Genomic DNA, 19,474 nt, shown 5'->3' with positions numbered 1-19,474 from the left:
CAGCATCAAAACCGGTTACGGATTCACTAAAAGCGAATGTCGCGGTAAAGGCGGCGTTGATATTACCTGAAGCGCCACTAATCAAAACACTTGGCTTGCTGGCATCGTAAGTCGCGGTTAATTGCACCGCTGCGGTATTGCCGTTACTGGCACCATCGATAGCGGCATTAGCTGCCACATCGACTGTGACACTGCCTGCGGCCGTTGGCGTAATGAGCGCACTATAACTTGCGCCACTGCCAGAGAAGTTCGTCACTGAAGCATTACTCACTGCGATATCTGCCGCGTCAAACCCTGTGACTGACTCATTGAATGTGAAACTTGCAGTGAAGGCGGCGTTGATATTACCACTTGCCCCCGTAATACTGAGACTTGGTGCGCCATCATCATTAACATCAATAGAAAATGCGATTTGGTAAGTAGAAAGAGCATCGCTCACTTGCAGGCACAATTTATAACTGCCTGAATCTACAGCAGCTGCAGTTTCAAGAGCCGTACCCGTAACTTGGAACAAAACGTTATTGACATCATTACCCGTACCACAACTGCCCGAATCCGATACTCCCTGAGCAACCAAACTGTAAATAAAACTGACATCATCAACGTCGACAGCATTGATGGTGCCAATATCTGCACCTGCAGCGGTATCACTTTGGTTGATGCTAGTGCCCGTCAAGCTGATATGAGTCGGTGCATCGTTTACCGCAGTGATGTCTATATTAATGCTGCCAATAGTGATATTGCCACCACCGCCGCTGCCAGTATTACCGCCATCGTTTACCTCGAGGGTTAATACCGCAACATCATTCCCTGCCGCATTCAATATCCCTAAATACTTTAGGTTGCTGGCTGTATCGAGGTAAGTATTAACGTTGGTCGGCGTACCGGTTAACGTTATGATATTTGTACCACTGCCGGTTTCAGTAACACTGCCTGCAGCCCCATCGGCCACTAATAGAGTGCCAGCGTCTGTAGTAAAAATTAACGTCAGACTAGTGCCATCGGCATCGCTTACATTCACAGCGCTTAAATCCAGATTACTGGGCACATCCTCTGTCACGCTAAGATCAGTCGGTAAAGAACCTGTTTGCAGCGGGTCATCATTTTGTGCTGAGACGCTAATAGTGCGGGTAGCACTTGCGGTGCCAGCATTGGTATCGGTGGCGGTTACCGTAATAGTCCGATTATTGGTACTCGGATTATCAGAAACATTACGGTAATGCAGTGATTGCAGTACTTCCTGTACCAGTGTGTTGGTAGCATTAGTGTTGAAGGTGATGGTCAAAGCGGCGCCATTATTCACGACCCCTCCAGATACGCTCAAACTACCAATGTTTGTACCATTACCCAGTATGTCATAGTCATTAATGGTTATTACGCTGCCATCGCCATCTAAATCACTCACACTAAACTCATCTGCTGACTCAGCGGTAAGCTGTATTTTGAGCGTACCGCCATCCCAATCCGCGTCACCGTCACTGTCTAACACTGTGGCCGCAGGATCGATTTGGGTTACAGAGTCATTTTCAGTGTAACTCAGCGTTGAGCTTGCAAGAGAAATGGTAGGAGGGGTATTACTCACCACAGCAGAGACTATACCGGTTTGAGACAGAGTTGGATTGCTACTACCACCAGGAAATGTGCCGCCATGCCCCCCCGTATCATCGCTATCAACCAAAGGAGCAACGACATCATTCATTTTCCAATAGGAAATTAACCCTGCGGTATCTGCAGCAATTTCTTGTGGATTAGCGCCATTATAGAGCGAGCTAATATCCGCAGCTGATAAAGTGGTGTTGTATATTTGGAAGTCATCAATATCACCGGAAAAACTAGAATACCCCGCTGTAACGCTATAGCTTGACGGCTTACCAAGATGTACAATTTCACTCGCTAAAATGTCTATGAACGTCGCTCGAGAATACTGGCCGTCATCACTTAATAATCCTCCGTTACGATAGATTTTAAAATCTCCGTTTCCAGCTACTTCGAAAGTTATCGCAAATTGGTACCAAGTTCCTACTGCCCAGCTTAGAGCAGGGCTCTTACTGAGAACTCCTGGTTCAGAAACTACGATCGCATTGGCTAAATCATCTTCACCGTTAAAATCGACACACAACTCCAAACCGGCATCCGAACTAGAGAAGAAACACTGTGATTGGCTGACATTATCAAACTTAACCCAAGTCACTATCGATAAACTCGTTACCTCTGTTAACTCCGGAACAATACCAGTCATTTCGACATAATCACCACCATCAAAACTGATAGCCTCCGTTACTGCATGAGCCTGTGTCATTAACATTAACGATAATAATAACGCGCAGTGAGCAATAATAAGTTTCATAATTCATTCCGTTGAAAATAGAGTTACATTCCGTTGAGCAATTTGAGCCCGTTTAAATCCATTTATTTTTACATTAGTTCAATCAAAACTCATCCCAGCATCAAAGCAAAAGTGCTCAGCAAAATTTAGCCCGCTAAACACTCCCTCTTTCAAATTCATTACATCTAACCGAATAGCCCCATCGAATGTGGCGATAACTAACCCATGAGGTTCACCGACATACACTACCGTTCCGGCATTGACACCAAACGTCGGCAATGCAATCTCAGTGGCTTGATATAGCCCTACCGTGACACCGTTAAAACATAAAAGCGCCCCGCCATACGTGGGATTACAAGCTCTAGCTAACGCACATATTTGTGCACTGCTCATAGTCGCCCAATTGACCTGCACATCTTCAGTCTGAGGCCGCGGCGCGTGGCAACCCCGCCCCTGCTGCAACCTTGCATCAATTGCGCCGTTGGCCAGTTGCTGTAAAAAGCTAACCACCACACTTGGCACTATCGACATCACCCGGCTGGTCAAACTGTTTAAGGTATCTAAAGGGGTTATCACTAGCGGCTGTTGCCAAACAATCGGCCCCTCATCTAACTTTTCCTCCACCTTAATGATGCTTATACCACTGTTAGTTTGCTGATTTTTTAGTTGCCAAAATAGGGGGGCCGATCCCCGATAATCAGGCAACAAGGACGCATGAACATTAAATAATGCCCCTGAAAACAGTGCTATTATTGATGGAGGCAGTCTGTGGGGAAATGAAAAAATGAGACCTATATTGGCTTGCCAGCTCTGTATTGACTTTGCCACTGTGGGATTTGAGCCCTGTACGTAGGCGAGCGTCTGAATATTGGCCTCACTTAATGTGGCCAATAACTGCTGGGCATCGCCGTCCTCACGATTAGACACCACAACACCGACTAACATTTCTAGCTGATGTAATTGTTCTATCAAGGGAAGACTGGCGCAACTTGAAGCAAACAAGGCGATACGATAGCGAGGAGAGATAGTCATTGCTAAGCATTACCTTTTGTTGCAAGAAAGCCAGGTAAGCCATTTAAACGGTAGTAAAACTTAATCTGATCACCGCTTTCTAAAAGTAAATCTCCCGCCTTGGGGTCGCTGGGCGTAAAGTTAATGCAGACCTGAGAGTCTGGCAGTGGATGGGTGATCCCAGATTGATATTCATCAACTTTGTCTAAACCAAAGGTAAATACTTGGGTACACACAAGCAGCAGTTGCGGGCCAAGATCCGCGGCGATTATGGGAATGGTCACTTGGTTACAAGTCACTAGCGACGAATCAATGCCCAAATTCAAGGTTTGCAGCTGTGAGACACTCTCTTTAGTGAGACTCAAGATCTCCCCCAGCTCAATCCGCTCCACCGACAAAGGCAGTTCATTAGCACTGCGATTACGCCAGCGCTCGATGAACTCATATTGCCCCACAGCCAACTGCGCTGTGATCAACACCCTCGCAGGGATCATCAAACCATGAGGAGATAATTGCGAGACAAGGTGTTGAACGAGTGGCAAGTGACCTTCTCGGCTAAAGCCGTGTTGCATAGCCTCTACCACGAGCAGGTCAAAAGGTCGTTCACTGTAATAATCACATCCATCCATACACAATATGGACTCGATAAATGACTCAATTTGCAGTTCTTGCACCAAAGTTTGTAAGCTAGCCACAGCCCCAGGTTGCATATCGATAAGGGTAACCTGCAATCGCTGACGCCCAAAACGCTCGTTAACTCGATAGTAAGTTAACAATGGCAGCAGTAATGGTGCAAATGGGCCACACGCAGGATACAACAACCGCAATGAACCTTCTGGTTGTTCTCGATCCAGTTTGGTCAATGCAGCATCAATACCGCGAATAAATGCCTGCACTCGGTGAGTATCAGTTTGGGTGGTGACACATTGATCCGGCGCCATGACCAAACCGTGGGCTGCAATATACTGTCGTTTGCGATCGGCGATGCTTATATCCGCTTGTTGATATATGACTAATAATTTTTCAAACAGTTGCTGAAGCTGGATTTGCACTTTTTTATCGTCATTGGCCAACAACATTGAAGTGACGACCTCTGTCGCGCAATCGCTTACAGATACCGTGGTTTGGCTGGGCCCCGTAACGACAACCGAAGACGGTGTCGGGGAGGCATCATCTTGAGCGAGCTGCTCACGCAGTAAACGATTGAGTTCAGCCATGGAGTCCATTGGACTCAATAACGTAGCAGGTCCACTTTGAGCCAATATCAACTCACCATTCTGCCGTGTATCTTTTTCCATCATCTTTGATTGTCATCCTTGACTTGAAGATCCATTTTTAAATTGCTTCACGGCTTAAACAGCAAGCGAAATTTAAACGACCTTGTATAAAACGATTTTTAGTGCCAAATTTAACGAACTGACAACATTATCGTCTAAGAATTCATCATTAGCCAGCGGGAAATCAAACTGAATTATTATAAAGTTCAAACGAGCCTGCCCTTTAAGCGACTGTTCCTAGAAAGTTTTCCAAATGGGTTGGCAACAGATATTGCCCGTATAACCCATGAGCATTGGCACTGTCATGTTAATAAAAGGCAATATCAAGGCCAATGGCAGGCCATCGCTCTGCGGTGCCAACAGCAACATCAGCAAGCACACCCATTATTGCAAAATTTTTCCATCGAGGCTGATAACGAAAACTGGGTCAACTTGCCAGCTTTAAAAAATAGTCCCAATGTCTTAGCTCTTCTTAACGCTATTACAGCGCCTATTCGAAGCGTTCGACTGATGAAATTAGCGCCTAACAGCAGTATTTTGCCTCATTGTGACTCTGAGTTAGGTGCTCAATTTGGTGCTGCACGATTACATGTGCCGATTAGCGGACAACTGGGAGTAGAGTTTTGGTTAGAGGGGGAGTTAGTCCCCATGCGCACCAATGAATTGTGGTACCTCGATACGAATAGACCTCATTGGGTCGACCACAGAGGTTCAGAACCACGCATTAATTTAGTTATCGATTGTTTGATGTCTCCTTGGTTGCAACGTCAACTCGATGGGTCAAAGACAATCTCCCCCACAGTGCCTTAGGCACTTTTAAACAAGGAACGTTTATGGAAATCATGTTAGGCACCAGTATGATCTTCGCTGGCAATTTTGTCCCAAGGGGCTGGGTTGGATGTAATGGACAAATGCTGTCCATTTCCGATAACCAAGCGATATTCTCAGTACTGAGTAACACCTATGGTGGCGATGCCCGCACCACATTTGGCATTCCGGATCTTCGTGGCCGAGCCCCTGTGGGTACGGGACGAGGACCAGGCGCACAAGTAACGGTTAATTTAGGTGACAAACTAGGCCGCGACACCATTGCGCTCGACCTACAGCATATGCCTACCCACAACCATAGCGCATCGTTTAATCCTCAAACCTCACCAGGATCAAAGCTCTCCGCTACGGCAACTACCACTGTCAATGCCGCAAATGGCAAGGGCAGCCAAGATGATGCAGAAGGCGCCTACTGGGCGACGCCTCAAAACGGGTCTAGGCCTGCTACCGATAGTTATGCTGGCACAAAAACCACCCGGATGGCGAGTGATGCCGTTGAAGTTGACGTACAGATCACAGGCTCTGGAGCAGGTATAACAGGTGGAACTGTTACCGTCGAGAATAATGGCAGCAGTGTGCCATTCCCGGTTTGGCAGCCCACCTTAGGGCTTCAGTACATTATGTCGATAACGGGTATTTACCCCAGTCGCAACTAAGCGCTTCCAACACATAAACGCCGCTCTATCTGCGGCGTTTATGTGTTTATATAGACACGTTGTTAAGGGGCAATACAGCCTTGACGGCACCTATCACTAGTGATTAATCGTCGCGTCTTACAGCTTGCTCAATGTCCGCTCTTCACTGCTCCAGTTAAGATGATATTTCTCACCGACAGGTTTATCGGTACGCTCAAAGGTGTGTGCACCGAAAAAATCGCGTTGACCTTGAAGCAGACTCGCCGGCAGGGTCGCACAGCGATAACTATCGTAATAACCCAATGCAGAACTTATACAAGGCGTTGGAATACCACTTAATACCGCGTGAGATACTGCAATGCGCCATTCGCCTTGCTTACGCGAAAGAGCCTCAGCAAACACATCTGCCATCAGTAAATTTTCAAGATCAGATTCTTGCTCATAGGCTTTAGTGATTGACTGTAAGAAGGTCGCTCGAATAATACAACCGGCACGCCAAATCTTAGCGATGGCAGCAAAATCTAACGTCCAATTTTGCTCTTTTGCCATCATCGTCATCAGTTGGAAACCTTGCGCATAACTCGATATTTTGGCGCAGTAGAGTGCACTTTCAAGTTGGTCGATGAAGGTCTGCTTATCAACCGCTTGTAACTGTGTCTTGCTCGGCCCTGCAAGTATTTTACTCAGTGCAACGCGCTGTGTTTTTTGAGTGCTCACCGCGCGGGCGTAAACCGCTTCTGCGATTGTTGGCGCTGGGCAGCCTATTTGTAGGCTACTAACCGCCGTCCAAAGCCCGGTGCCTTTCTGGCCCGCTTTATCTAAAATCATATCCACTAACGGTGCCCCGGTTAATGGATCGGCTTGCTTTAGCACATCGGCGCTAATTTCCATTAGATAGCTATTAAGCTCGCCTTTATTCCAGCGTTCAAACACCTCACCCACTTCAGCGGGGGTGAAGCCAAGTCCATCTCGAAGTAACTGGTAAGCTTCACAGATCAACTGCATGTCGGCGTATTCAATGCCGTTATGAACCATTTTCACATAATGACCGGCGCCAGCAGGACCGATGTAAGTAGTACAAGGTTCACCCTCTTTAACAGGGTTGCCGGGTTCAAAACGCTCTATAGGTAAACCCGTTTCAGCATCGACTTTGGCCGCGATTGCTTGCCAAATAGGCTCGATACGGTCCCATGCCTTTAAACTGCCGCTTGGCATTAATGAGGGGCCAAAACGTGCACCGACTTCACCGCCAGACACGGCGCAGCTAAAAAAGAGAAAGTCGTCTGCGTAACGCTTTTCACGCTCGACCGTATCAGTCCAAAGACTATTACCTGTATCGATAACGATATCATCGGACTCTATGCCCGCTTCGATTAATGATTTACACACGCCGTCGACTGGAGCGCCTGCGGGAACAGAGAGTAAAACAATCCGTGGCTTTTCTAATTTAGACAACATTTCAGAAAGATTATTACAGCCATCGATACGTGCCTTGACTGTACTGTCTAAATATTTAACGCGTTCTAATTCTTCTTGCCCTACAACGTCTTGTACTTTGGCAGTATCAAGGTCGAATGCTGCAACTCGGTATTGGTTATCCGCTATATTGAGCGCTAGGTTCTTACCCATAACACCTAAGCCAATCACACCAATATCGTAAAGCTCGTTTTGGTTATTCATTTAAGTTTTATTCCGCAGGTCACAGAGGATTTTCCTATCTATTTTAGTCGTAAATTCAAACTATTTTACTCACTTGATAGGGTTTGTTTTGTTGTAGATTATACAGACTTTGGTAAGTAAATTACTAGCAACCTTAATCTTAGTCACGAGAAATTTACGATGTTGACGCTATCAACTTTGTACAAACCGCAGTCATACCTTATTGTTCACGAGTAAAAAATTACCGCAATAAGATACTGTTCCTTCGCATTCTCCGTCTGATAACACAACAAAAACGTTCTATTGATAAAATTTAAAATTTACAGAAGTGGGTTCTGGGAATAAGTACAAGCATGAACATAAAAAATGGCAAAGCCGTTTAACGACTTTGCCATAGAGTTTACTATTTAAATACCCATCCGCTTATATGTGCGCGTCGGCATACCCCATACGGGTCAAGGTGTTACGAACAATATCTAATGTGGCTGGATCTTCAATTGTGGCAGGCACATTGTATTTTTTGTTGTCGGCAATATTTCGCATTGTACCTCGCAAAATTTTACCTGAGCGTGTTTTAGGTAACTTTTGTACCGCGCTGACTAACCTAAAGGCGGCAACGGGGCCAATTTCTTGCCGTACTAGCGCCCTTAATTGTTGATTCAGTTCAGCTTCATTTAGGGTGACACCTTTTTTTAGTACCACTAATCCTAACGGCACCTGGCCTTTAAGCTCATCAGCGACGCCAATCACTGCAGCCTCGGCAACCGCCTCATGCTGGCATAACACCTCTTCAAATCGACCCGTCGATAAACGATGTCCAGCCACATTAATGATGTCGTCAATGCGACTCATGATATAAAGATAACCATCCTCATCTTTATATCCTGCATCTCCAGTGAGGTAATAACCCGGATACATCGACAAATAACTGTCTTTATAGCGCTGCTCGTTTTGCCAAAGCGTGGTTAAAGTACCCGGGGGCAATGGCAGCTTAATCACCACATTACCAGACTCGTTCGAGGCGACTTGGTCACCCATCATATCAACCACTTCAATTTGATAGCCAGGTACGGCCAGTGCAGGTGAACCCGCTTTTACCTCAACAGGCGCATATCCCATCAGGTTTGCTGCAACAGGCCAACCCGTTTCGGTTTGCCACCAATGATCGATAATCGGTTTTTTAAGCTTTTCTTCTGACCAATGCAGAGTGTCTGGATCGCAACGCTCACCGGCCAGAAACACATATTTCAGACAGGATAAATCAATACCTTCAAGGTACTCGCCATCAGGGTCGTCTCGCTTAATGGCTCTTATTGCGGTCGGCGCTGTAAAAAAGCTTTTCACATTGTACTTTGCAATCGTGCGCCAAAATGCTCCAGGATCGGGCGTACCAATCGGCTTACCTTCATACATTAAGGTCGTAGCGCCTACCAGCAATGGCCCATAAACAATATAAGAGTGACCCACTACCCAGCCCACATCTGATGCCGCCCAAAAGCTATCACCAACGCCAATGTCATAAATATTTTTCATCGACCAAGCAAGCGCTACACTGTGGCCGCCATTGTCGCGAACAACACCTTTAGGTTGCCCCGTCGTCCCCGAGGTATAGAGGATGTAAAGTGGATCGGTGGCCTCTAACACCACGCAGTCGATGTTTGGCGCTGCAGCAACGCCTAGCTGCCAGTCAACATCTCGGCCTTGCTGTAATGAAGCTTCTAACTGGCTGCGGTTTAAGATTAAGCAGTGCCCTACTTTATGAGTCGCCTGCTCAAGCGCGTTATCCAGTAGCGGTTTATAAGCAACAACGCCTGACGGCTCAATACCGCACGACGCTGACAAAATCAGTTTAGGTTTGGCGTCGTTTATCCGCGTCGCCAGTTCATTGGCAGCAAAGCCCCCAAACACCACTGAGTGAATAGCACCAATGCGCGCACACGCCAGCATCGCATAGGCCGTTTCAGGCACCATCGGCATATAAATCAGCACTCGGTCGCCCTTTTTAACGCCGATAGAATCCATATAGCCTGCTAAGCGGCTGACTTGAGCTTGTAGCTCTAGATAAGTAATCCCATATTCAGTCTCTGTCACAGGGCTGACGTACTGAATAGCAATTTGAGATCCGCGCCCGGCAATCACGTGTCTATCAACCGCATTGAAGCAAGTATTCATCTTGCCGCCTTTAAACCAATGGTAAAAAGGTGCTTCGCTGTCATCAAGGACTTTATCCCAAGGTGATATCCAATCAATTGCTTGTGCAGCTTGCCCCCAAAACTGTTGTGGATTTGAGATTGAACTTGCATGTAATTGCGTGTTTTTATCTTTCACTATGCATACTCCAGTTAACGTCACCGCAGCGTAAACGTTGCCACATCGCGATGAGCCTTGTCCTTTTATTGCCTTTGAAACATTATGCTCCGCCGCTCATAAAATCCCCATTAGACCTTAGAATGAGTGGGTAAAAGAGTCATCCACAGCAATTTAAAGCAAATATAAAAATAGTTAACAACATGTTAACTAAGGGTTTACCGAGCGATAAACCCTCTTAAAATCAAACGTATGTTTATCGAATGTGACTGTTATGGCACGCACAATTGACATGAAAACAGCGGTTACACCGCACCGCAAACTTTACCTTTACGTAAACTTCCTATATCGTGCAAGAAAAGTTAATAAATATGGTGTTATTAATGACTGAAAAACAGTTACCCCAAACGACGTACTCAATTAGTGATCTATCAAAAGAGTTTGATATCACGACTCGTAGTATTCGTTTTTACGAAGATCAAGGTCTTCTAAAACCTAAACGTCGTGGTCAAACTCGGATCTACAATTTGACCGAACGGGTCAGACTCAAACTCATTTTACGAGGTAAGCGTTTAGGTTTTTCATTAGCAGAAACAAGACGCTTATTCGAACTATACGATGCAGACAAAAACAGCAGCACACAGCTGCACACCATGCTCGAATTAGTGGAAGACAAAAAAGTCGCCCTACAGCAGCAAATGGACGATATAAAAGTGGTATTGATGGAGCTCAACTCGGCAGAACAGCAATGCCGTGATGCACTCGTGAACAATAGTCAGTAAAAACAGCACTTGATAACACCAACAAAATAACAAGCCTACGAGTATCACGACATAGATCAGTGAACTTGAATAAATGGACACATTGACAGGACACAAGCACATGACTCAACTCTACTCATCTCTAAATTTCGACCTTGGCGAAGACGTCGACATGCTACGCGACGCGGTACAAAATTTTGCTGCTAACGAAATAGCACCAATAGCCGCCAAAACGGATATCGATAACGCGTTTCCTAACGAGCTTTGGCCAGTACTCGGTGATATGGGTCTGTTAGGGGTCACCGTTGCAGAAGAGTACGGTGGCGCTAACATGGGCTACCTCGCACATGTCGTTGCCATGGAAGAGATTTCACGCGCATCAGCTTCTATCGGGCTCAGCTACGGCGCTCACTCAAATCTTTGTGTTAACCAGATAAACCGTAACGGTAGTAAAGAGCAAAAAGACAAGTACCTACCAAAACTGGTGACAGGTGAACACATTGGCGCCTTAGCCATGAGTGAGCCCAATGCCGGTTCAGATGTGGTTTCAATGAAACTGCATGCACGTAAAGAGGGTGACAGATACATTCTCAACGGCAACAAGATGTGGATCACTAACGGCCCAGATGCCCACACCTATGTTATCTACGCAAAAACGGACCTCGATAAAGGTGCACACGGAATTACCGCTTTTATTGTCGAACGCGGCTCTAAAGGCTTTAGCCAAGCACAAAAACTCGACAAGCTCGGCATGCGTGGTTCAAACACTTGTGAGCTTGTTTTTGAAGATTGTGAAGTCCCAGCAGAAAACATTCTTGGCGGCCTAAACAATGGCGTTAAAGTGTTAATGAGTGGGCTTGATTATGAGCGTGTGGTGTTGTCTGGTGGCCCACTTGGGATCATGACGGCGTGTATGGATATCGTCATACCTTACGTTCACGAGCGTGAGCAGTTTGGTAAATCTATTGGTCAGTTCCAGCTAGTACAAGGCAAACTTGCCGATATGTACACTGGCATGAACGCTGCAAAATCTTACATCTACAACGTCGCTAAATCATGTGACCGCGGTGAAACAACCCGTAAAGATGCCGCCGGCGCGATTTTGTATTCTGCGGAACTGGCGACCAAAATGGCACTCGATGCGATTCAACTGCTCGGCGGTAACGGTTACGTCAATGACTACGCCACTGGCCGCTTGCTGCGTGACGCTAAGCTTTATGAAATTGGCGCAGGTACATCAGAAATTCGCCGTATGCTCATTGGCCGCGAACTGTTTAACGAGTCAAAATAAACCAATAATAAGACTCGTTTAGCGAGTCATTAGAGCCCTAATTTGGAATAAGGGCGACAGCCACAACGTCGCTCTGGTTCCAACTTCAAAAGGATTGAAATTGTGACTCAACTCAGCAGTCGTATTAATTCCCGCAGCGATGAATTCAAAGCCAAATTTGATGACATGGCCGCCGTCGTTCAAGACCTAAAATCAAAACTACATCAAATTGAACAAGGTGGCGGCGACGTTGCTCGTGAACGTCACCTTTCACGTGGAAAGCTACTGCCGCGTCAACGTGTTGAGAAACTACTCGATCCAGGTTCTCCTTTTTTAGAAATATCACAGTTTGCCGCTTTCGAACTCTATGAAGACCTCGTCCCTGCTGCCGGTATTATTGCCGGTATAGGCCGAGTGAGTGGTGTTGAATGCATGATTATTGCCAACGATGCCACAGTTAAAGGCGGTACTTACTACCCTGTGACGGTGAAAAAGCATCTGCGAGCACAAGAGATTGCCAGCCGTTGTCACCTACCCTGTATTTACCTTGTCGATTCAGGCGGCGCCAACTTACCCCGTCAAGATGAAGTGTTTCCAGACCGAGAGCATTTCGGGCGCATTTTTTATAACCAAGCGAAAATGTCGGCTAAAGGTATTCCGCAAATTGCCGTGGTGATGGGGCTTTGTACTGCAGGTGGTGCGTATGTTCCCGCGATGGCAGACGAGTCAATTATCGTTAAAGAGCAAGGCACCATCTTCCTTGCAGGTCCTCCACTGGTAAAGGCCGCCACCGGCGAAGAGGTCACTGCTGAAGAACTTGGCGGCGCTGAAGTACACACTAAAATATCCGGCGTTGCCGATCATCTGGCCCAAAACGATGACCATGCTTTAGAGCTTGCTCGCAAAGCCGTCACTCGACTCAATCATCAAAAACGGATTGAAGCACTACTGACACCAACCAAACCACCAAAATTCGATATTAACGAACTTTATGGCATCGTCGGGACTGATCTTAAAAAGCCATTCGATGTTAAAGAGGTCATTGCACGCGTTGTCGATGATTCTGACTTTGACGAATTTAAGGCTAATTATGGCGCCACCTTGGTGTGTGGTTTCGCGCGTATTCATGGCTACCCCGTCGGCATCATCGCTAACAATGGCATCTTGTTCTCTGAGTCTGCACAAAAAGGCGCCCACTTTATTGAGCTTTGCTGTCAACGCAAAATACCACTGTTGTTTCTACAAAATATTACTGGCTTTATGGTCGGTAAAAAGTACGAACATGAAGGTATCGCCAAGCATGGTGCCAAGATGGTGACCGCAGTGTCATGTGCCAATGTGCCTAAGTTCACTGTCATCATCGGCGGCAGCTATGGCGCCGGTAACTACGGCATGTGCGGCAGAGCGTTTGATCCAACCATGATGTGGATGTGGCCCAATGCGCGCATATCGGTCATGGGCGGCGAACAAGCTGCTGGGGTGCTAGCCACCGTTAAACGTGATGGTCTTAAACGGAAAGGCATGGATTGGTCAGCTGAAGATGAGCAAAACTTCCGCAAGCCCATCGTTGAGCAATACGATAAAGAGGGTCACCCGTATCATGCCAGCGCGCGTTTATGGGACGACGGTATTATTGACCCAGCACAAACTCGAGATGTTGTTGGTTTAGCCCTTTCTGCCGCATTAAATGCGCCAGTAGAAGACACTAAATTTGGGGTGTTCCGTATGTAATGGCTCGGCCATTGCTGCGACAGAAAGCAGAAGCTAAACCTTGGACCTAAACTGGGAACAACACAATGACTAATGAAACCCTACAAATGACCACTGAAAGACTTGCGCAGCAATGTCAGTATGTCAGCTGCACACTCGATAATGGCGTCGCTGAGCTTATCCTTGATCGCCCCGACAAACATAATGCGTTTGACGAAGTCATGATAAGCGAGATGATCCAAGTGCTTGAATACTTCGCTCACACTCCGCAATGCCAAGTGCTTGTCGTTAAAGCCAATGGTAAAAACTTCAGTGCAGGCGCCGATCTAAATTGGATGCGCAAACAAGCAAAAATGGATTTCGCGCAGAACCTTAGCGATGCCAACGAGCTCGCCAAGTTAATGTCAGTACTCGACAAATTCCCTAAGCCGACTATCGCTAAAGTACAAGGCGTCGCTTTTGGTGGCGCACTTGGCCTCATTTGTTGCTGCGATATCGCCATTGCCAATCCACGAGCCAGTTTTTGCTTAAGCGAAGTGAAGCTTGGACTCATGCCTGCAGTGATCAGCCCTTATGTCACTCGCGCCATGGGTCAACGTGCAGCGCGTCGCTATATGCTGACCGCCGAGCGATTCAACGTACAAAAAGCCATTGAGCTGCAAGTGATCCACGAAGTGGAAGATGACTTAGATGCTGCAGCAGCACCTATCATTGCTGCGCTGCTCAGTAATAGCCCCCAGGGGATGGCATGGGCTAAGCGCTTACTGTCAACACTTGAAGACGGCGTAATAGATCAAACCACACTCGATTACACCAGTGAGCGTATTGCTAGCATTCGAGTTTCCATTGAGGCTCAAGAAGGCCTCAATGCATTCTTTGAAAAGCGCAGTCCCGACTGGTCTATCAGTCAAAAAGATGTACTCGATAACGCTGCTACCGCGCCAGGAGCCAAATAATATGTTTACCAAATTGCTAATTGCCAACCGTGGTGAAATTGCTTGCCGTATCATTAAAACAGCTCAAGCAATGGGCGTACGCACTGTGGCGCTGTATTCAGATGCCGACATTGACGCTCGTCATGTTGCCATGGCCGATGAGTCATTTTATCTCGGTGGCAGTGCGCCAGCGGATTCGTACTTAAAAGCAGATCTGATTATCGAGATTGCCAAGAAATCTGGCGCTCAAGCTATCCACCCAGGTTATGGTTTTCTATCTGAAAACGCCGAGTTCGCTTTAAAATGTGAACAAAGTGGTATTGCCTTTGTGGGCCCAAGTGCCGCAGCCATTGATTCTATGGGCAGTAAAAGCGCGGCAAAAGAAATTATGGGCGCCGCAAATGTGCCGTTAGTGCCGGGTTATCATGGCGATGCACAAGATGATGCCTTACTGATCGCCGAAGCCAACAAAATGGGATTTCCGCTGCTTATCAAAGCGGCCTATGGGGGTGGCGGTAAAGGCATGCGCATTGTTGAAAACAGTGGTGAAGTGCTTGAAGCAATTCAATCAGCAAGGCGCGAAGCCATAAGCTCATTTGGCAATGACAAGCTATTAATGGAGCGTTATTTACGCCAACCTCGCCATGTTGAAGTACAAGTGTTTGCCGACAGCCAAGGTGACTGTATCTACTTATCCGATCGCGACTGCTCCATTCAGCGTCGCCATCAAAAAGTCGTCGAAGAAGCGCCCGCACCAGGCCTTAGCGATGCACTGCGCGTCAGCATGGGCGAAGCCGCCGTTGCTGCAGCAAAAGCCATTAATTACGAGGGTGCAGGCACGGTCGAGTTCCTACTGGATACCGACGGCAGCTTCTACTTTATGGAGATGAACACTCGTCTGCAGGTAGAGCACCCAGTCACCGAAATGGTCACCGGCCAAGACCTCGTCAAATGGCAGTTGATGGTCGCCAGTGGCAGTAAGCTGCCGTTAACACAAGATGAAGTGCGTATTCACGGCCACGCGTTTGAAGTGCGTATTTACGCCGAAGATCCACAAAATGACTTTTTGCCAGCCAGTGGCAAACTCAACTTTTTACGTGAGCCAGAGCAGAGCAAGTTTGTCCGTATTGACTCAGGTGTACGTGAAAATGATGTGATCAGTAACTTTTACGACCCGATGATCTCAAAGCTTATCACTTGGGATGAATCGCGCCCGCGTGCACTACAGCGCCTTGTTCATGCCCTTGCCTCATATCAAATTAGCGGCTTAAAACACAATATCGAGTTTCTGGCCAACATTGCTGAGCATGACGCCTTTAGTGACGCCAATTTTAGCACCGACTTTATTGCGCGTTATGGCGATGCATTAATTGGTCATGGTCTTAGCAACACTAAAACCAATGAACGCCAAACAGCCTTGGCATTAGCCGCGCTTTATCAGTTATGCGCCCGTAAAGAGGACGCTAAACGCTGTGCTATCAATAGTCACGACCCTTATTCACCTTGGGGAGCCGTCAGTGGCTTTAGACTCAATAGTGCCAGTGTGCACCAAGTCGCCTTGCTCGATGATGAGCAACAAGTTAATCACCTTGAGCTCACTGAAACTCAGCTCGGGGGTCAATCGGTCTACCAGCTCAATTTGAATGATAGCCAGTTAACGCTATCTGGTGAGCTCATCGGCGAAACCCTGCATGCTGAAATAGCCCTGAGCAGCAACTGCGCTCAAGCCATTAAGCGCACAGGGCATAAGATAAAAGTGCCCGTCAGCCAAGTAAGTGAAGACTTTACCCTATTTATCAACTCAAGCAGTTATCACTACCGCGCCATTCAGTCTGAAGTGGTCGAAGAGCAAGACAACTTAGAAGATAAGCTCAAAGCACCAATGAACGGCACTATCGTGACCCACCTAGTTGAAATGGGTGATAGCGTGGTTGCCGGACAAGGCATTATGGTGATGGAAGCGATGAAGATGGAATATACGATTGAAGCGCCATTTGATGGCACCGTCAGTGCGTTCTTCTTTAAAGCCGGAGAGCTGGTCAGTGACGGCATGTTACTCGCCGAAGTTGAGCCCACCTTTGTTGAATCGTCTTTAGCAGAGGAGCCAGCGTAAATGGCCTCTAATTCATACGCTAAACAAGTCAGTATATTTGAAGTCGGCGCCCGTGACGGTTTGCAAAACGAAAAGCCCGTCACCACGGCAGATAAGATTGTCTTGATTGAAGGTTTAGCCGCAGCGGGTGTAAAGCGCATCGAGGCCGCAAGTTTTGTGTCGCCTAAATGGGTACCGCAAATGGCCGACTCGGCTGATGTGCTTAAAGGAATTACCCGTAACACTGGCGTGACCTACAGTGCCCTCACCCCTAATCTTAAAGGCTTGGAACTTGCACTTGCCGCCGGCGCCGACGAAGTTGCCATTTTTGGCGCGGCGTCAGAAAGCTTTAGCCAGCGCAATATTAACTGCTCGATAGAGGAATCAATTGAGCGCTTTATCCCAGTAATGGAGCTGGCTAAAGCCAATAATATCAGGGTGCGCGGTTATGTATCGTGCGTGCTGGGTTGCCCTTACGAAGGTCATATCGCCGTGAGTGAAGTGGCTCGGGTGTCTGAATTACTTTACAAAATGGGCTGTTATGAAATTTCGCTCGGCGACACCATAGGTGTTGGTACTGCGCATAATGCCCGGAAGATGGTGGAAGCTGTCGCCACTGTTGTGCCCGTTTCGCAACTGGCGCTGCATTTCCATGACACCTACGGTCAAGCACTCGCTAACATATTGGCCTGTTTAGAGACTGGCGTCAGCGTCATTGACTCATCGGTGGCAGGTCTTGGCGGTTGTCCTTATGCCAAAGGGGCATCGGGTAATTTAGCCACCGAAGACCTCGTCTATATGCTCCATGGTCTCGGTATTGAAACCGGTATTGATCTAAACAAACTTGCACTTGCAGGTAACAAAATTAGCCAAGCACTTGGACGCACGAATGGCGCCAAGGTCGCACAAGCACTCGCCGTTTAACGCAGAGTTGCTTACATATTTTAAAGAACTAGATTTTAGAGAATAGTTTTAGAGAGCCGCCTACCCTACAGGTTTTAAAAGTGGCTCTTTTAATAAGGAGATTATAACAATGGCAGGACTAAACAAGGTTGTCGGTAGTTATGAAGAGGCATTAAAAGGCCTCAGTAATGACATGACCGTGATGGTCGGTGGATTTGGCTTATGCGGTATTCCCGAAGGCTTAATCGCCGAGATGGTAAAAATGGGCGTAACAGGCCTAACGGCTATCTCTAACAACGCAGGCGTCGATGACTTTGGTCTAGGGCTGCTATTGAAGAGTCGCCAAATTGATACCATGATCGCCTCTTACGTTGGCGAAAATGCCACCTTTGAGCAGCAAATGCTCTCGGGTGAACTGAACGTGATCTTAACGCCTCAAGGCACTCTCGCAGAAAAAATTCGAGCTGGCGGTGCCGGTATTCCCGCATTTTTTACCGCTACAGGATACGGTACGCCCGTCGCTGAAGGTAAAGAAACCCGCGAAATAGACGGTCGTCACTATGTATTAGAGCCTGCACTTAAAGCCGACTTTGCCTTAGTTCGCGCATGGAAAGCCGATACTATGGGTAACTTGGTGTTTCGTAAAACTGCCGCCAACTTTAATCCCATGATGGCTACGGCCGGTAAAATTACCGTGGTAGAAGCGGAACACATTGTTGAGCCTGGAGAACTCGATCCAGACCATGTTCATACCCCTGGGATCTATGTAAACCGTATTATCCAAGGCACGTTCGAGAAACGTATCGAGCAACGTACCGTTAAAGCCGTCACTGACGCTAAAAGATAAGGAGGCTACACTATGGCATTATCAAGAGAACAACTCGCGCAACGTGTAGCAAAAGAACTCCAAGACGGATTTTACGTCAATCTAGGCATAGGCATTCCAACATTAGTCGCCAACTACATTCCGGAAGGAATTGAGGTGATGCTGCAATCTGAAAATGGTTTACTCGGAATGGGCGAGTTTCCAACAGAAGAGACCATAGATGCCGACTTAATCAATGCTGGCAAGCAAACCGTAACCGCGGTCGATGGCGCCTCATTTTTCTCATCCGCAGAGAGCTTCGCTATGATCCGCGGCGGCCATGTTGATTTAACGGTACTCGGTGCATTTGAAGTCGACGAGCAAGGCTCTATTGCCTCTTGGATGATCCCCGGTAAACTGATTAAGGGCATGGGCGGCGCAATGGATTTAGTCGCAGGCGCTGACAATATCATCGTCACCATGATGCACGCTGATAAAAAAGGTAACTCTAAGCTGCTCCCTAAATGCGAACTGCCACTCACCGGTTTTGGCTGTATCAAACGGGTACTGACGGATTTGGCCTTTATGGAAATAAAAGACGGCGCATTCCATCTGCTTGAACGCGCTCCAGGGGTATCGGTTGAAGAGATAGTCTCTAAAACAGCAGGTAAGCTCGTTGTGCCAGAACACGTGCCTGAAATGAGCTTCTAGACATTTTATGAGGTAACTTAGTGATTTGTTTACTAGGTGGCTTGTTTATTTAGTGACTTTTTACTTAGTAATTTTGTCTTTAAGTAAAGTAGATTGCTGCGGTGTTTTACAGGATCTCAGCAATAAAAAACGCAGCTCATTAGCTGCGTTTTTTGTTTCGAGCAGAATTGAATATCGGCACATTAGATCAGGCTGCTGTTCGAGCACCTAAATACCACTAAGCAGCGGCTCTTCAACTCATATC

Annotated in this window: 15 protein-coding genes; 10 read left to right on the top strand and 5 right to left on the bottom strand. The window is 47.1% G+C overall.

What is annotated here, in order from left to right:
• From CXF82_RS03035 to CXF82_RS03025, 3 genes are all read right to left on the bottom strand, one after another.
• Positions 1-2,347, bottom strand: a 2,347-nt coding sequence (locus CXF82_RS03035; RefSeq protein WP_145991650.1) for a LamG-like jellyroll fold domain-containing protein, incomplete at its 3' end; no start/stop codon positions are given.
• A 78-nt stretch (positions 2,348-2,425) separates the two neighbouring features.
• On the bottom strand, positions 2,426-3,358 hold the full coding sequence (locus CXF82_RS03030) for a methionyl-tRNA formyltransferase (RefSeq protein WP_101092297.1): 933 nt from the start codon (positions 3,356-3,358) through the stop codon (positions 2,426-2,428).
• 2 nt (positions 3,359-3,360) lie between these two features.
• On the bottom strand, positions 3,361-4,638 hold the full coding sequence (locus CXF82_RS03025; RefSeq protein ID WP_102043635.1) for an SAM-dependent methyltransferase: 1,278 nt from the start codon (positions 4,636-4,638) through the stop codon (positions 3,361-3,363).
• Positions 4,639-4,872: 234 nt separating this feature from the next.
• Here CXF82_RS03025 and CXF82_RS03020 point away from each other — a divergent pair, with 234 nt between their 5' ends.
• Both CXF82_RS03020 and CXF82_RS03015 read left to right on the top strand, forming a co-directional pair.
• Positions 4,873-5,424 (top strand): aspartyl/asparaginyl beta-hydroxylase domain-containing protein, encoded by a 552-nt coding sequence (locus CXF82_RS03020; RefSeq protein WP_157822933.1) that lies wholly within the window; start codon positions 4,873-4,875, stop codon positions 5,422-5,424.
• Between the two features lie 23 nt (positions 5,425-5,447).
• Positions 5,448-6,098: a phage tail protein gene (locus tag CXF82_RS03015; RefSeq protein WP_101092300.1), complete on the top strand. Its 651-nt coding sequence runs from the start codon at positions 5,448-5,450 to the stop codon at positions 6,096-6,098.
• Between the two features lie 117 nt (positions 6,099-6,215).
• Here CXF82_RS03015 and gndA read toward each other — a convergent pair whose 3' ends face one another.
• Complete coding sequence (gene gndA / locus CXF82_RS03010) at positions 6,216-7,757, bottom strand: NADP-dependent phosphogluconate dehydrogenase (RefSeq protein ID WP_101092301.1); 1,542 nt, start codon at positions 7,755-7,757, stop codon at positions 6,216-6,218.
• Positions 7,758-8,159: 402 nt separating this feature from the next.
• A complete protein-coding gene (locus CXF82_RS03005; RefSeq protein ID WP_101092302.1) occupies positions 8,160-10,064 on the bottom strand; it encodes a propionyl-CoA synthetase in 1,905 nt (634 codons plus the stop codon).
• 362 nt (positions 10,065-10,426) lie between these two features.
• Between CXF82_RS03005 and CXF82_RS03000 the strand changes: the two genes are divergently transcribed.
• From CXF82_RS03000 to CXF82_RS02965, 8 genes are all read left to right on the top strand, one after another.
• Entirely contained in the window at positions 10,427-10,825 is a 399-nt protein-coding gene (locus CXF82_RS03000) for a MerR family transcriptional regulator (protein ID WP_101092303.1), read from the top strand.
• Positions 10,826-10,925: 100 nt separating this feature from the next.
• Positions 10,926-12,095 carry an isovaleryl-CoA dehydrogenase gene (locus CXF82_RS02995; RefSeq protein WP_101092304.1) on the top strand — a complete coding sequence of 390 codons (1,170 nt, stop codon included), beginning with the start codon at positions 10,926-10,928 and terminating at the stop codon, positions 12,093-12,095.
• Positions 12,096-12,197: 102 nt separating this feature from the next.
• Entirely contained in the window at positions 12,198-13,805 is a 1,608-nt protein-coding gene (locus CXF82_RS02990; protein WP_101092305.1) for a carboxyl transferase domain-containing protein, read from the top strand.
• A gap of 86 nt (positions 13,806-13,891) precedes the next feature.
• Positions 13,892-14,740, top strand: coding sequence for an enoyl-CoA hydratase-related protein (locus tag CXF82_RS02985; RefSeq protein ID WP_101092313.1), 849 nt, complete (start codon positions 13,892-13,894; stop codon positions 14,738-14,740).
• Between the two features lies 1 nt (position 14,741).
• The gene (locus tag CXF82_RS02980) at positions 14,742-16,832 is read left to right on the top strand and encodes an acetyl/propionyl/methylcrotonyl-CoA carboxylase subunit alpha (protein WP_101092306.1); all 2,091 of its coding nucleotides are present in this window, start codon (positions 14,742-14,744) and stop codon (positions 16,830-16,832) included.
• Entirely contained in the window at positions 16,833-17,735 is a 903-nt protein-coding gene (locus tag CXF82_RS02975; protein ID WP_101092307.1) for a hydroxymethylglutaryl-CoA lyase, read from the top strand.
• A gap of 109 nt (positions 17,736-17,844) precedes the next feature.
• On the top strand, positions 17,845-18,561 hold the full coding sequence (locus CXF82_RS02970) for a CoA transferase subunit A (protein WP_101092308.1): 717 nt from the start codon (positions 17,845-17,847) through the stop codon (positions 18,559-18,561).
• A gap of 12 nt (positions 18,562-18,573) precedes the next feature.
• Complete coding sequence (locus CXF82_RS02965) at positions 18,574-19,230, top strand: 3-oxoacid CoA-transferase subunit B (RefSeq protein ID WP_102039384.1); 657 nt, start codon at positions 18,574-18,576, stop codon at positions 19,228-19,230.
• Positions 19,231-19,474 lie beyond the last annotated feature (244 nt).

The organism is Shewanella sp. GutDb-MelDb, assembly GCF_002836075.1.
In the GTDB taxonomy this organism is placed as follows: domain Bacteria; phylum Pseudomonadota; class Gammaproteobacteria; order Enterobacterales; family Shewanellaceae; genus Shewanella.
This window is presented reverse-complemented; position numbering and strand designations above follow the sequence as displayed.